General features: G+C 54.6%; 12 protein-coding genes. 10 read left to right on the forward strand and 2 right to left on the reverse strand.

Annotated elements, in window-relative coordinates; all coding sequences use genetic code 11:
- The first annotated feature begins 2 nt into the window (after nt 1–2).
- Nucleotides 3–923: a LysR family transcriptional regulator gene (locus G7G_RS0111615; RefSeq protein WP_010441594.1), complete on the forward strand. Its 921-nt coding sequence runs from the start codon at nt 3–5 to the stop codon at nt 921–923.
- Here G7G_RS0111615 and G7G_RS0111620 read toward each other — a convergent pair.
- Nucleotides 884–2,578 (reverse strand): thiamine pyrophosphate-binding protein, encoded by a 1,695-nt coding sequence (locus tag G7G_RS0111620; protein ID WP_010441595.1) that lies wholly within the window; start codon nt 2,576–2,578, stop codon nt 884–886. The genes G7G_RS0111615 and G7G_RS0111620 overlap by 40 nt on opposite strands.
- Nucleotides 2,579–2,681: 103 nt before the next feature.
- Here G7G_RS0111620 and G7G_RS22970 point away from each other — a divergent pair, with 103 nt between their 5' ends.
- The 9 genes from G7G_RS22970 (at nt 2,682) to pta (ending at nt 11,079) form a co-directional block, all read left to right on the forward strand.
- Nucleotides 2,682–3,386, forward strand: coding sequence for a GntR family transcriptional regulator (locus tag G7G_RS22970; RefSeq protein WP_010441596.1), 705 nt, complete (start codon nt 2,682–2,684; stop codon nt 3,384–3,386).
- Nucleotides 3,383–4,096: an aspartate/glutamate racemase family protein gene (locus G7G_RS0111630; RefSeq protein ID WP_010441597.1), complete on the forward strand. Its 714-nt coding sequence runs from the start codon at nt 3,383–3,385 to the stop codon at nt 4,094–4,096. Before G7G_RS22970 ends, G7G_RS0111630 begins: the two co-directional genes overlap by 4 nt.
- A gap of 139 nt (nt 4,097–4,235) precedes the next feature.
- Entirely contained in the window at nt 4,236–4,634 is a 399-nt protein-coding gene (locus G7G_RS0111635; RefSeq protein ID WP_010441598.1) for a 5-carboxymethyl-2-hydroxymuconate Delta-isomerase, read from the forward strand.
- A 3-nt stretch (nt 4,635–4,637) separates the two neighbouring features.
- Entirely contained in the window at nt 4,638–6,149 is a 1,512-nt protein-coding gene (hpaE, locus tag G7G_RS0111640) for a 5-carboxymethyl-2-hydroxymuconate semialdehyde dehydrogenase (protein ID WP_010441600.1), read from the forward strand.
- 42 nt (nt 6,150–6,191) lie between these two features.
- Nucleotides 6,192–7,043, forward strand: coding sequence for a 3,4-dihydroxyphenylacetate 2,3-dioxygenase (gene hpaD / locus G7G_RS0111645; protein ID WP_010441601.1), 852 nt, complete (start codon nt 6,192–6,194; stop codon nt 7,041–7,043).
- A gap of 91 nt (nt 7,044–7,134) precedes the next feature.
- Nucleotides 7,135–7,989 carry a fumarylacetoacetate hydrolase family protein gene (locus G7G_RS0111650; protein WP_010441602.1) on the forward strand — a complete coding sequence of 285 codons (855 nt, stop codon included), beginning with the start codon at nt 7,135–7,137 and terminating at the stop codon, nt 7,987–7,989.
- A complete protein-coding gene (gene hpaH / locus G7G_RS0111655; protein WP_010441603.1) occupies nt 7,986–8,786 on the forward strand; it encodes a 2-oxo-hept-4-ene-1,7-dioate hydratase in 801 nt (266 codons plus the stop codon). The genes G7G_RS0111650 and hpaH overlap by 4 nt, the downstream gene beginning before the upstream one ends.
- 13 nt (nt 8,787–8,799) lie before the next feature.
- A complete protein-coding gene (locus G7G_RS0111660) occupies nt 8,800–9,864 on the forward strand; it encodes an aldolase/citrate lyase family protein (RefSeq protein ID WP_010441604.1) in 1,065 nt (354 codons plus the stop codon).
- 207 nt (nt 9,865–10,071) lie between these two features.
- Complete coding sequence (gene pta, locus G7G_RS0111665) at nt 10,072–11,079, forward strand: phosphate acetyltransferase (RefSeq protein ID WP_010441605.1); 1,008 nt, start codon at nt 10,072–10,074, stop codon at nt 11,077–11,079.
- 266 nt (nt 11,080–11,345) lie between these two features.
- Here the strand turns inward: pta and G7G_RS22975 are convergent, their stop codons facing one another.
- Nucleotides 11,346–13,403, reverse strand: coding sequence for an adenylate/guanylate cyclase domain-containing protein (locus G7G_RS22975; RefSeq protein WP_010441606.1), 2,058 nt, complete (start codon nt 13,401–13,403; stop codon nt 11,346–11,348).
- Between the last annotated feature and the right edge of the window lie 14 nt (nt 13,404–13,417).

The following is a 13,417-nucleotide window of genomic DNA, read 5'->3' on the forward strand; positions in this document are numbered from 1 at the left end:
ACATGTCCCTGCGTTTTCGTCAGCTACAAGCCTTTCATGCAATAATGGAGACCGGAACCGTGACAGGCGCGGCTTCGGTGCTTGGAATTTCACAGCCGGGTATCAGTAACCTTCTGGCCCAACTCGAACGAGAAGCGCGGCTACCTCTATTTGAGCGTAACAAAGGGCGTCTTCTGCCTACGCCAGAAGCGGAATTGCTGTATCGCGAGGTTGATACGGTTGTTCGAGGCCTAGACCACGTGGCGCAGGCCGTCACGGATCTGCAGAACAAGCACCCCGGCCAATTGCAGATCGCCGCACCGCATCTTTTATCCTTCGGCTTCATGCCGCGTGAGATTGCTCGCTTCGCCAAAAGCCGCCCGAACCTATCGGTCAGTTTTCAGTCGCAATATTCCTCGAAAATTCAAGAGTGGGTAATCTCAGGCTTGTTTGAAATCGGCGTTGTCGAGATGCCCATTCTGCATGACACGCTAAACTACCAAGTCTTTCAGTTTGAAACGCTGGCAACGTTCCCAGAAGAAAGCCCTTTGGCTGTCCATGATGTGCTCACACCCGAGATACTCGAAAACGAACCGTTCATCGTGATGGGTCCTGAACATCAAACACACAGGCGGACCAGGGACATCTTCCAATCCGCGGGGCGCACCTGGCGGACTCAGATCCACACGCATCTGTCCGAAAATCTGCTGAGCTTCGTTAAGCAAGGTATGGGGGTTGCGATGATCGACCCCTTTACTGTTACCTTTGATGGCGAGAGCGGGTATCAAACCCGCCCCTTCCGACCCGCCGTGATGTTGGATTTGGCAATCATCACCGCCAAAGGGCGTCCTCTTTCAACGATTGCTCAGGATTTTCTGGCCCAATTGACTCCTTCAATTGCCTCTTACGCTACCCACTCCGAAACCGGCGCAGCGGCCTCGTGAAGCTGTTGCGAATGGATGTCGACCAGTGTGGGTCCATCATGCTCAATCGCCTGTTTCAGAACTTTCGGCAGATCCTCAGGGTCTTTGACTGTCCAGGATTTCACACCGAAGGCGCTTGCGACGGCGGCGTGGTCGGTGCGGTTGAAATCGACGTTGTAGTAGCGCTGGCCAAACCCCGCGTTCTGTCCCGCTTTGATCCAGCCAAAGACTGAATTCGAGAACACGATCGATGTGATCGGCATGTTGTGCCGCACCATGGTTTCGAACTCACCACAGGTAAATCCAAAAGAGCCGTCCCCCATCACGGAGAGCGTTTTGACCGAAGGCCGCCCGATATGTGCGCCCATCGCAGCACCCAATGAATACCCCAGCGCCCCATGGGCCCGATTGGTGATGAAATGCCGCCCAGGTTTCCGCCAGCGGTAATGTGCACTGAAATAAGGACATGGCGTGCCTGGATCAGCGACTACAATCGCATCGTCATCCAAAATGTCCATCAGCGAGGCCATAACCGCTTCGGGACGGATCGGTGTTTCGTAGCTAGCAGCGAGTGAGTTGAAGGCCGCCATCTTGGCCGCCCATGCGGCGCTGGCTTTGGCAGCACCACCAAGCTTTGGCAGATCACTCTTTTCTTCCAGCGCCTGTGCCAAAGCCTCAAGCGCCAATCGGGCGTCGGCACAAATTGCAACCTCGGTCGGATAATTGGCCCCGATCACCATCGGGTCACTGTCGATATGAATAATAGTGGCATAGCGCGCGGGGCTTCTCCAGCGTTCAGTCGTAACTGATCCGGCACGACAGCCGATGAAAAGAACGACATCGGCTGCGTCCACCACTGCACGGGTGGCAGGTACCCCGCCATTCGACCCGACGACACCCAAGGCAAGAGTATCTGTTTCGGCGATGGAACCCTGCCCGGATACTGTCGTGGCAATGGGCATATCCAACAGCGCCGCAACACGGCGCAGGGCGTCTGTGGCTCCGGACAAAACAGGTCCCCCCCCGCAGACCGCCACTGCGGATTTCGATCCTGCGAGTATTTCTGCTGCCGCCTCGATCGCGTCCGGATCAGGCCCTGCGCGCTCGGCTGGATAACTGCGATGCCGGGCATCAGCCCATATCTCGGCCTCATCGACCGGCGCTTTCTGAGTGTCAAAGGGCAGAGCAAGATGTGTGGCCCCGGGAGTTCCAGTTGTCATTGCGCGAAAAGCAGCACGCACCATGGCTGGCAGTCGCGTGGCATCATCCAGTGATGTGTTCCACTTAGCCAGCGGTTTGAACAACGCGGGCTGGTCCAACTCGGTGAGCGGATACTTCCCCCGACTGGACGTTGCCACATCAGAGGTAATTGCCAATATAGGAACCGAGCTTTCATTGGCCTCGACCACACCGGGTAGAATGTAGGTCGCCCCACCCCCAGAAGGGCCTTCGCACACACCTGGCTTACCAGTCACCCGTGCGTAACCATCTGCCATATAGGCTGCATGACGCTCGTCCCGGGTCAGAATGTGCTGAATGCCATGATCCATGCGGGCCAGCGCGTCATAGAACGGCAGGGTTGTATCACCACACAAGCCAAACATGTGATTCACTCCATGCGCTTCCAGCATACGAACCATTGCTTCGGCTCCGGTCAGATAATTCGTTCCCGTCATGGTAGACGCCCTTTCGATTCTTCCTGCACACAGTACTGTATACAGATTTGTATATTGATTTCAAGAACGGCGTGTGGCACCTGTAGATCAAGGAGAAATGCTTATGGCGGGTCCACGCGTTGATGACATCTACGATCAGGTGAAGGCGATGGCGGTCTCATTCCGCCTGCGTCCCGGCGATCGATTGAACGAAGTCGCACTATCGAAAGAATTGGGCGTCAGCCGGACCCCATTGCGTGAGGCTTTGAACCGGCTGGTCGCAGAGAGATTGTTCGACTTTCGCCCGGGACAGGGTTTCTTTTGCCGCCCTCTGGATGCCCAAAGCATTTTTGACTTGTTCGAGTTGCGCCAAATCATCGAAACCGCCGCAGTTCGAGCGGCGTGTACTAAAGCCTCTTCAGAACAATTGCAGGCGCTCCATGATGAGCTGTATGCAACCGGTATCGATATCACCGGATTGACGGTCGAAGAAGCGGTGACCCGGGACGAGGCATTCCATCTAGGAATGGCCAAACTATCCGGAAACAAAGAGTTGCTGCTGACGCTGACACGGATCAACGAACGCATTCGCTATATTCGCTGGATTTCCATGAGCCTTGACCGGGTTCAGCGATCAAAAGACGAGCACAAACGTGTCATGCAGGCCCTGATGGACCGAGATGCCGATGAAGCTGCACGGGTTTTGGGTACCCATATCAACAAGCGGATGGATCAGGTGCAGGATGCGGTGCGCCATGGGATATCCAGCATCTTCATGGAAGGGTCCAAAGATATTTCAACCCGCATCATTCAGGAGGCGCAGTCATGATCGCGAAGGGCGGCAAATCTATCTATGGTGCATCCGTTGGGATTCTCATGCTGGACGCCCAGTTTCCGCGGATTCCCGGCGATATGGGGAATGCGCAGACATGGTCGTTCCCGGTGCTGTATCGCATCGTTCGCAACGCTTCACCTGACCTTGTGGTCCGGCAACGGGCAGAAGGGCTGCTGGACGCGTTTATCGACGCTGCAAGAGACCTTGTCAAAGATGGGGTGGACGGGATCACCACCAATTGCGGCTTTCTCTCGCTGTTTCAGGAAGAACTGGCCGACGCGGTATCTGTCCCTGTAGCAACCTCCTCATTGATGCAGGTTGAGATGGTCAATCGCGTTTTGCCAGCGGGAAAACACGCCGGAGTACTAACCATATCCGCATCGACGTTGAGCAAAGAACACCTAAGAAAAGCTCGTGTTCCCGAGGGCACACCAATCGGCACAACCGAAGGAGGCCTCGAATTTACCTCGGCGATCCTTGATAACAAACTGACATTGGATGTGGACCAAGCCCGCTCTGACAATGTCAAAGCAGCGCTTGCCCTACAGTCCGACAACCCTGACCTTGGCGCCATCGTGTTGGAATGCACCAATATGTGCCCTTACGCGCCGGATATTCAAAAAGCGACGGGCCTTCCCGTCTTTTCCATCGTGTCTTTCATAAACTGGTTTCATGCCGGACTAGCCCCGCCTAAGTACCTGTAAAGTCCCAGAACATAAGAACTGCCCCTACACACTTAGGAAGACCATATCACCTTCCCTACGGTTAATATGTTAAGGAAAGTGCTTGACCCCAGCGAGCATTTTACTTAACATGTTTATCAAATAATCGTAGAGAGGGACCATGCCGCATTTTCACGTCGACTACTCGGGAAACCTCGAAAATATCGTGGACATGAGCGGTCTGTGCGAATGCCTCCGTGCGACAGCGGCGGATATTGATACCTTCCCTATGCCCGGAATCCGCATTCGCGCGGTGCGGGTCGATCATTATGCCATCGCCGATGGAAACCCGGCCCACGGGTTTATCGACATCTCGATCCGCCTGCGCGCAGGTCGCAGTGAAGATGTGAAACAAGATGCCACTCGGCGCATCTTTGAGGCAGCCAATACTTATCTGGCCCCGGCCATGGCCCGCCATTCAATCGCATTGTCGCTGGAAATGCGTGACATAGACCCTGAGCTTTCCCCAAAAACCGGCACGATCCGCGACCATATGGGCGCGGCCCGTCAGGAGACCTGATACATGAGCGCACTGGACAGCAATATCGAAAAACTGGCTGGCTATCTGACCCGTTTCAAGGAAACTGGAATCAGAAACCGGATCAATGGGAAAGACCACGATGGCTCTGGTGGTGTGTTTCAATCCATGACACCAGTTGATAAAAGCATCATCTGTGATGTGGCCCGCAGCACCGAGGCTGATGTAGATGCGGCGGCCCAAGCCGCAAAGGACGCATTTCCAGCGTGGCGGGACATGCCCGCAACAGAACGAAAGAAAATTCTGATCAACATTGCTGACGCAATCGAGACGCGCGCCGAAGAGATTGCCCTATGCGAATGCTGGGACACGGGACAGACATGGCGGTTCATGTCCAAGGCGGCTTTGCGCGGGGCCGAGAACTTTCGCTATTTTGCCGATCAGGTGGTGCAGGCCCGCGACGGTCAGCAGTTGAAATCACCAACCTTGATGAATGTTACCACCCGCGTACCAATTGGCCCGGTGGGTGTGATCACGCCATGGAACACGCCGTTCATGCTGAGCACATGGAAGATCGCTCCTGCGTTGGCTGCAGGCTGTACCGTGGTTCACAAACCGGCCGAAGATAGCCCGCTAACCGCAAGACTGCTGGTAGAAATTGCAGAAGAGGCCGGGCTTCCACCAGGTGTTCTGAACACCGTAAACGGTTTTGGTCATGATGTGGGTAAACGTCTGACTGAGCATCCTGCGATCAAAGCAATTGCTTTTGTGGGGGAAAGCCGCACCGGAAGCATTATCACCAAGCAAGGGGCAGATACACTGAAGCGGATGCATCTTGAACTAGGCGGAAAAAATCCAGTGATCGTGTTTGATGACGCCGATCTGGATCGTGCGCTGGATGCGGTAATCTTCATGATTTATTCGATCAACGGTGAGCGCTGTACTTCGTCGTCGCGTTTGCTGGTACAAGATACGATCAAAGAGGAATTCGAAGCCCGCTTGATTGAACGTGTCAATAACATCAAGGTCGGGCATCCGCTGGACCCAGCAACCGAGATTGGCCCGATTGTAACCGAAGAACACTACAACAAAGTCACCAGCTACTTTGACATCGCTATGGCTGACGGTGCCACGATCGCCGCAGGTGGCGAAAAGGTCGGCGACGAAGGCTATTTTGTCCGCCCCACCCTGTTCACTAACGCCAATAACAAGATGCGGATTGCGCGCGAGGAAATATTTGGGCCCGTTCTGACCTCAATCCCCTTCTCGACCGAGGAAGAGGCGCTGACTATGGCGAACGACACCGACTATGGCCTGACCGGCTATGTCTGGACCAACGATCTAACCCGTGCCCTAAGCTTTACCGACAAGCTCGAGGCTGGGATGATTTGGGTAAACTCGGAGAATGTTCGACACCTACCCACACCGTTTGGCGGGGTAAAGGCATCCGGCATAGGTCGCGATGGCGGTGATTGGAGCTTTGAGTTCTATATGGAACAAAAGCATATCGGTTTTGCCACAGGGCAACACAAAATCATGCAATTGGGTAAGCTATAGTAGGCCAACCCGCTCAAAAGACTGAAAATTCAGGAGGAGATCATGGGCGAAATCGTTCTTGCTGCAAAGATGACCCACGTACCCACGCTGCTTATGTCCGAGCAGGAAGGGCCGATAAAAGGTAAACGTCAGCCAGCCATTGACGGCCACCGCGAAATCGCACGTCGTGCGAAAGAGCTGGGTGCGACCACTGTGATTATTTGTGACACCCATTGGGTTATCAATGCCGGGTTCCACATCAACGCGAACGAGAAGTTCGAGGGGCTGTTCACCTCAAACGAATTCCCTCAGTTCATTCAGAACCTGCCTTACTCGTATCGGGGCAACCCGGAAATGGGGGATGCGATTGCCAAAATCGCATCGGATAAGGGCACCTATACGCTTGCGCATCATCTGGACAGTCTTGAACTGGAATATGGCACTTTGGTCCCGATGCGGTTCATGAGCCGCGAGCATGACATGAAGGTCGTCTCCGTCGCTGCTTGGGCCACGGTTCACGATCATGACGAAAGTCGGATCATCGGTGAAGCCATTCGCGAGGCGGCCGAGGCCAGCGATGAGAAGGTGCTGCTGGTCGCGTCCGGTTCCCTGTCGCACAAGATCTGGGCCAACAAGGATTACGCTGCCAATAACGGCACATTTACCATCAGCTCGGAATTCAACCGCCAGATGGACTTGCACGTTCTTGAAATGTGGAAGAACGGCGACCACGCCACATTCCTCAAGATGCTGGGCGACTATGCCAATTTCTGCTGTGGTGAAGGTTCGATGCACGACACGGCGATGCTGTATGGCGCACTGGGATGGGATGCCTATGACAAGAAGTGCGAGGTCGTGACTGAGTACTTCCCCAGCTCGGGCACCGGACAGACCAATGTCATCTTCCCCGTTTGAACCCTCGAATTGCTAAATCAGAACCTGAGTGTGGCGGCTAATAGTTGAAATTCAGTATGAGACCGGACCCCGCTGACGAGGACAAAAATCAATGCGCTACGCAACTTACACAGCCAATGAAGAACTATTCTACGGGGCTGTTACCGATAAGGGCATGATCGCCCTTTCGCCGGATTTTCCCCACTGGCCATCTCTGTATGATGTTATAGCTGCAGGTGCATTGGACCAGCTAGAGACGGTCGCTAATAGCAAACCTGCGACACACACCGAGTTCACCTATGAAATGGTCATGCCCAATGCGCGGCGCATCCTGTGCGTTGGAGTAAATTTTCCGGATCGGAATGCCGAATACAAAGATGGCAGCGCGCAACCGAAATACATGTCACTGTTTCCACGTTTCGCCAGTGGATTTACGGGCCATGAACAAAACCTCGTTCGCCCCCCCGAAAACCATACATTGGACTACGAAGGTGAAGTTGCGATTGTCATTGGCAAAACAGGGCGACGTATCCCCAAGGATCAGGCCTATGACCATATCGCAGCTCTGACACTGTGCAACGAAGGCACGATCCGCGATTGGGTCCGGCACGCGAAATTCAACGTCACGCAAGGCAAGAACTGGGATCGTTCTGGGTCCATCGGGCCGTGGCTGGTGCCATTTACCAACGCCTCTCAGCTGGATGACGCCCGTATCGTCACCCGCGTCAACGGAGAGGTACGTCAAGACGATACGCTGAACCGCATGATGTTTCCGATCCGACGCGAGATCGAATATATCTCGACCTTCATGACCCTGCAGCCTGGAGATATAATCGTTACCGGCACGCCCACAGGCGCGGGTGCGCGGTTTGATCCGCCTAAATACCTCAGGCCAGGCGACGTGGTCGAAATCGAAGTCGAAGGCATTGGGACTTTGCGCAATGGCATCGAGGACGAAATTGTATGACACCTGCCGAGCACGCAAAAGCCGCTGCAGACTTGCTTGACGCCGAACGCAGCGGCAATCAGATCGGCCTTCTGTCTTTGCGTCATCCCGAGATGGGGATGGATGATGCTTATGAGGTACAAAACGCAATCTATCGCGCCAAGTTGGCCGAGGGTCGCAGCGTGGTTGGTTGGAAGATAGGCCTGACCTCGAAAGCGATGCAATACGCGCTAAACATCGATATACCTGACAGCGGTATCCTGTTTGACGACATGATCTTTGACAATGGCGCAACCGTGCCTGCCGACCGATTCATTCAGCCCCGCATCGAAGCTGAGATCGCCTTTGTCACCAAATCTCCGTTGGGTGGAGACAACGTGAGCCGAGAAGATGTGATTGCAGCCACTGACTATGTCGCACCTGCCATCGAAATTCTCGATACACGGATCCAGCGTGTAGACCCCGAGACCGGCAAGACCCGAACCGTGTTCGATACCATCAGTGACAATGCGGCCAATGCTGGCATTGTGTTGGGTGCCGCGCGTCATAAGATCGATGCTGCTGATCTGCGATGGGTCGGAGCTCTGACATTCCGCAACGGTGAAATCGAAGAAACCGGACTGGGAGCGGGTGTGCTGAACGACCCAATCGAAAGCGTTGTTTGGCTGGCGCGCCGCATGGCTACATATGGCCAAAGCATTGAGCCCGGCCAGATTATCCTGTCCGGTAGTTTTATCCGACCGGTCGAATGCCCTTCCGGGACCGAAATCCATGCTGATTTCGGCGCGTTTGGGTCCGTTGACATTCGCTTCGCTTAAAAGAGAGTTCGCCATGCCTGCCCCAACAAACCGCTTTAAGATCGCGCTAAAAGAAAAACGCCCCCAAATGGGCTGCTGGATTGGCTTGGCAAGTCCATACGCCGCCGAAATCTCGGCAACCGCCGGATTTGATTGGCTGCTGGTAGATGGCGAACATGCCCCGAATGATCTGCGCTCGATACTGGAACAGGTGCGCGTGATAGAAGCCTCCGACAGCATACCACTCGCCCGCTTGCCGATCGGCGAAACATGGTTGATCAAGCAATATCTGGATGCGGGTATTCAAAGTCTCCTTGTACCAATGGTTGAAACTAAGGATCAGGCAGAAGAACTGGTTCGGGCGGTTCGGTATCCGCCTATTGGGTCACGCGGTGTCGGTTCATCTTTAGCTAGGGCGTCGATGTTCGCCGCAATCGACGACTATCTCACCACTGCAGATGACCAGATATGTCTGATCGTTCAGGTTGAAAACCGTGCCGGTATGGCGGCACTTGATGGAATTCTGGAGACCGAGGTTGACGGGGTCTTTATTGGACCAGCAGATCTGGCTGCTGATATGGGCCATATCGGCCAGGCAGGACACCCAGAGGTCAAAGCCGCCGTGCTTGATGCCATAAAACGCACAGTGGCCGCTGGCAAGGCGGCAGGTATTCTGACTACGGACCCCGAGATGCAGCGCCAATGTCTTGATCTGGGTGCAACCTTTGTAGCCACCGACATTGATGTAACCCGGTTTGCCAGCGCTATTCGCACGAGCGCGCAAAAAGCGTTGAGCCTGCTTCCTGACCAGACAGCATCGGGACGGATGACCTCGGCCAACAGCAGCAAATATCTGCAACAACTCTGCAAGCACTGGTCGCACAAGGCCGAGGTTGAATTCAACGAGACGCACGGCCGGATCAACTTTTCGGATGGCAAATCTGTCGAGATGTCGGCGACCCAAGACTATCTGTCGATTGTCGCTACAACGCGCGCGCGCGGTGATCTGGAACATTGGAAACAGATTATTGAACAACACCTCTTACGCTTCGCCTTCCGCGAAGACTGCACGCCGATCTGGGATCAGAGTTCTTCCTGATCCGTTCACGCAGATTTGACAGCGACGAGCCAACAACTGGCCCACTTCTGGTCGCTTATCGGCAGCGGCGCGCCGTTTGACGCATTGAACAAAACCATTGTTTGTGAGACGAACCGGCGCAGTGCAGCTACGGGCAAGCCAATTGGTGTACTCCAATGTCCTCAACCGAGCGTTGCTGCCAATTCTAGTGGAGAAGGACGGGTACCGATGACCTTGACGCCAATCGAGCTGCTGAAGGCGAATGCGCCGACAACCCGCCCTGTTGTGGCGCTGAGCGAAGGAGCAGACCCGCGGATAGTAGCAGGGGCGCTGGCGGCACATAGTGCGGGTGTCGCCGATATCATTCTGGTCGGACCAAAAACAGAGGTTGAAGCCGCATTGCACGCCGAGGGCGCATCAGCTGGCGACGGTATCTCGATCCACGACCCGGCCCAATCTTCCCTGACTGAGGCTTTTGCAGCCGAGTATTATAACCTGCGAAAACACAAGGGTGTTGACGAAGCCAAGGCGCGGCAGGCGGCGGAAACGCCATTGGTCTATGCGGCGATGCTGGTGAGACTCGGACACGCAACAGGCACAGTGGGAGGAGCGGTACATACAACTGGCGATGTTGTCAGAACCGCAATTCAGGTCATTGGCATGAAACCTGGCGCTGGAATGGTGTCATCCTTTTTTCTGATGTACCCGCCCGAAAACGCACAACCCGGTGCACGTGCGATGCTGTATTCTGACTGCGGATTAGTAATAGACCCGAATTCGGAAGAATTGGCGAGTATTGCTGCTGCATCGGCGGTTTCCGCGCGCGCCTTGCTGCGGGAAGAACCAAAAATCGCGATGCTGAGCTTTTCAACCAAGGGCAGCGCACGCCATCCGTCGGTCGACAAAGTAGTCAACGCAACAGAAATACTCCGCGCGAAGCACCCGGAATTGAACGTTGATGGAGAGCTGCAATTTGACGCCGCATTTGTTCCATCGATCGGCGAACGCAAATCACCCGGATCGACAGTTGCCGGACAGGCGAACATCAAGATTTTCCCAAATCTGGATGCCGGGAATATTGGCTATAAGATGACCCAGCGGTTAGGCGGTTATCTGGCAATTGGACCGGTTCTTCAGGGGCTAGCCAAACCAGCCAACGACCTCTCGCGGGGCTGTAGTGCAGAGGATGTGACACAGATTATCGCTGTGACCATCCTTCAGGCGCTTGAATCCTAAAATCAGGCACCTGGCTTTCAGTTTTGACAGGCTAGCGACCCATTCAAGACACTTGAAGGACCTGTCTGAATGGTCTCCGCCAATGCGTCTCTCCCTCACCTACCTGAAAATGAAACATCGGGAGACGATCTCCTTCGTGTCGCATTTTGCACGCTGGATGTCTGTTACATCTGAAACCTTGAGGTCAGCACCGAGGTGTATAGTTCGGCGGCGCTGGAGACTGCGGTGTAAGCACCATTTCTTGGTGATCGCCCAAGCCGGTCAATTCACTTGGAGTCCGCTATAGCAACCCCGTTCCAATCCTCCGGTGGTGGCGACACCAGATAGGTGTTTGAGCGCTCTATCATAATAGCTGAAGCCTGATCGCCGCCCCGGCCTCGTTCTGCAGCTTCGAAAGCCCGGATCGCCGCTTCGAAGCGGAGGTTTCGGTAGTGCTCAAGTCCTTCTTCGTAAGCTTTTATCCATGAATGCGATCCCGCAGAACTGTCGGCCATTTCGATTAACTCATAAATCACCAGACCACCTGTTCGACCATAAACTGCCAATGTGTCGAGCTCGCGAACCACGATTGAATCACCTGCAGCACGGCGCGTTTCCGGGCCGATCAGAATCGAAGTTCTATAAATCTTGTTGGCACCTTCAAGACGGCTGGCAATATTAACAGCGTCGCCTATCGCTGTATAATTCAACCGCTCTTCTGAACCGATATTCCCGACCAGCGCATCGCCTGTATTTAATCCCACACGTATGCTCAGAGGGTGCCCCTCATCATCTTTGATACCTGTTGCGGCAACGAATTCGACAAGATCCAAAGCCGCCCTGCAGGCATGTTCGGCGTGATCGGCGTCGGCACGCGGGGCACCCCAGAAGGCCATGACAGCATCACCCATGAACTTATCAATCGTCCCATCATGCCGGGCGATAGCAGACGATGCAGCGCTGAAGAACGGCGCCATCAACTGAACAATTTCGGGGCCCAGCTTTTCCGAAAGCCCTGTAAAACCAGCCACATCACAAAACAGAACTGAAATTCGCTTTAGGTCTCCGCCCGGCTGCGTTTTGATCCCCTCTGCAACCAGCATCCGAACAAGATCAGTTGGTACATATTTGCGAAAGGCCGATAGGCCTGCCGCCATATTCGCGGTTGCCGCTGAAAGATTCGAAAGTTCGCGAAGCTTTGAGGGTCTGCGGGTGATCTTTTCGGTATCAAACCTTTCAACGCGGCTCAGGTCTTCGACGATGCGTGCCAAAGGATTTGCGACAACCGTTCGGACAAGCCAAATTGCCAGCGCCGTTGCGACGACGACAACTCCGACCAGAATATAGAGCAAGTTCACCAGTGTCTGATTGATTCCGGACAAGAATGCAGACTCGGGAATAACCGTCGCCACGCGCCACCCATAAAACCCCAACGGTGTCAGAGCCACTGCATAGGGCACGCCATCGTTCACAATCCTAGTTGTGGAGTTCATGGACGCGCGCGAAATCGAATTCCCCAGCAGTTGCTGCCCGGACTTCTTGGCAACTTCGTAAAGCTGACCTTCACCCATCCGGGCAGGTGTGATCTCATCCGCCTCGGGATCGGGAACTGCGATCACCTTCCCGTCAGCGTCAAGAATAAATGCAGCGCCAAATTCACCAGGTCGCAGTGTGCCCAGAAAACGCGACAGCCTGTCAGTTTCGATGACAACCGCCAGAACACCCTGACGCTTGCGATTTACGTCGACGGGGCCTGCAAACGCATAGACCGTCTTATGACCACCGGGCAGATCGCGGGCTTCGATCCAGTCGGCAGTGCCCCGGCCTATGAAATTCCGATACCAAGCGTGATCACGCGGATCAAAGGTTGTCGCCGAGAAAGCCCGTTCTTCGAACTGAATATCACCCGGAATAAAAATGTATCGGTCGGTCCGCAGCATTCCATCTCGGATTTCGCTGTCGATCTCGATCATCTCAAGCCCACCATCCCCCAAGCGGTGAGCGGCGAAATAATTCCCGTCCGGCCAACCAAACATGATCCACGAAATGTTTGGTTGCGCCTGCAGTTGCGACAGAAAGACAAACTCGCGTTTGTCGGCCTGTCGCGTGGCGATGACATCCTGAACAAAGATGGTTCGCACGGCTGCCCAGGCTGCCTCGGCAGATCTTAGCGTCAAGCCAACTTCGATCCGAACAGTATTTGCGATCTGGCTATTGATCTCAGCCGCCAACATTCGGCTGTTCTCGCGTGCAGTCGTCCACCAAAGCGAATGCACCAGAAAAGTTGACACGCCAATCGACAACGCAACCAGCAGAGTCACCGCGATCCCTACACTGATGCGCATGTCTGCTCCAACAC

It is taken from the genome of Ruegeria conchae (assembly GCF_000192475.1).
Classification (GTDB): domain Bacteria; phylum Pseudomonadota; class Alphaproteobacteria; order Rhodobacterales; family Rhodobacteraceae; genus Ruegeria; species Ruegeria conchae.

What these genes read in the sequence shown, in the direction of transcription:
- pta (WP_010441605.1), top strand. Translation starts at nt 10,072, where the DNA reads ATGACCTTGACGCCAATCGAGCTGCTGAAGGCGAATGCGCCGACAACC.
- hpaH (WP_010441603.1), top strand. Translation starts at nt 7,986, where the DNA reads ATGACACCTGCCGAGCACGCAAAAGCCGCTGCAGACTTGCTTGACGCC.
- G7G_RS0111620 (WP_010441595.1), bottom strand. Translation starts at nt 2,578, where the DNA reads ATGACGGGAACGAATTATCTGACCGGAGCCGAAGCAATGGTTCGTATG.
- hpaD (WP_010441601.1), top strand. Translation starts at nt 6,192, where the DNA reads ATGGGCGAAATCGTTCTTGCTGCAAAGATGACCCACGTACCCACGCTG.
- G7G_RS0111615 (WP_010441594.1), top strand. Translation starts at nt 3, where the DNA reads ATGTCCCTGCGTTTTCGTCAGCTACAAGCCTTTCATGCAATAATGGAG.
- G7G_RS0111660 (WP_010441604.1), top strand. Translation starts at nt 8,800, where the DNA reads ATGCCTGCCCCAACAAACCGCTTTAAGATCGCGCTAAAAGAAAAACGC.
- G7G_RS22970 (WP_010441596.1), top strand. Translation starts at nt 2,682, where the DNA reads ATGGCGGGTCCACGCGTTGATGACATCTACGATCAGGTGAAGGCGATG.
- hpaE (WP_010441600.1), top strand. Translation starts at nt 4,638, where the DNA reads ATGAGCGCACTGGACAGCAATATCGAAAAACTGGCTGGCTATCTGACC.
- G7G_RS0111650 (WP_010441602.1), top strand. Translation starts at nt 7,135, where the DNA reads ATGCGCTACGCAACTTACACAGCCAATGAAGAACTATTCTACGGGGCT.
- G7G_RS22975 (WP_010441606.1), bottom strand. Translation starts at nt 13,403, where the DNA reads ATGCGCATCAGTGTAGGGATCGCGGTGACTCTGCTGGTTGCGTTGTCG.
- G7G_RS0111630 (WP_010441597.1), top strand. Translation starts at nt 3,383, where the DNA reads ATGATCGCGAAGGGCGGCAAATCTATCTATGGTGCATCCGTTGGGATT.
- G7G_RS0111635 (WP_010441598.1), top strand. Translation starts at nt 4,236, where the DNA reads ATGCCGCATTTTCACGTCGACTACTCGGGAAACCTCGAAAATATCGTG.